Below are 752 nucleotides of genomic sequence, written 5' to 3'. Positions count from 1 at the left end.
ACCCGGCGTGCCGCCGGTGGGAACTGCAGAAACGGTACGAACCGCTCCCAGGCGTCGCGCCAGACTTTGACCGACTGGGGGTATTTCCGGCCAAGTTCACTGGCCTCGAAAGCATCCAGGCTGGCACGCGCGGTGTCCTCGTTAGCGGCTGTGTAGACCTCACGCAGCGCGCGGGAGACGCCTTTGCGGTCCTGGTAGGACACCCACCGGTTCGCAGCCCGAATCAGGTGCACAATACAGGTCTGCACCATAGAATTCGGCCAGGTTGTCTCCACAGCCTCCGGCAGGCCTTTGAGCCCGTCGCAGCACACGATGAACACGTCTTGGACACCGCGGTTGGCCAGATCCGCACACACCGATGCCCAGAATGCGGCGCCTTCATTGTCCGCGATCCACAATCCCAGGATGTGCTTGATGCCGTCCATATCGACACCAACCGCCATGTAGCAAGCCTTGTTGACCACGCGGTGGCCGTCACGGATCTTGACGCGTAGCGCGTCGAGGAAGAGCACCGGGTAAAACTCGTCGAGCTGGCGGTTTTGCCAGATCATGACCTCGTCTAACACCGCATCGGTAATGGTGCTGATCGTATCCGGACTCATATCCACCCCAAGAGTGGTCGCGAGGTGATGCTGGATATCGCGCACGGTCATCCCACCGGCGTAGAGCGAGATAATCATGTCGTCGAGCTCTGTGAGCCGACGTGCACCCTTGGGCACCATCCGGGGAGTAAACGTGCCGGCACGATCCCT

1 protein-coding gene is annotated in these 752 nt (G+C 61.0%); it reads right to left on the bottom strand.

Features of this window, described 5'->3' with window-relative positions; translation table 11 throughout:
- Positions 1-752: IS256 family transposase (locus tag QP324_RS11830; protein WP_284816177.1), on the bottom strand; the 752-nt coding region annotated here is incomplete at both ends.

The organism is Corynebacterium sp. UMB0012 (genome assembly GCF_030216265.1).
Taxonomy (GTDB): Bacteria; Actinomycetota; Actinomycetes; order Mycobacteriales; family Mycobacteriaceae; genus Corynebacterium.
This window is presented reverse-complemented; position numbering and strand designations above follow the sequence as displayed.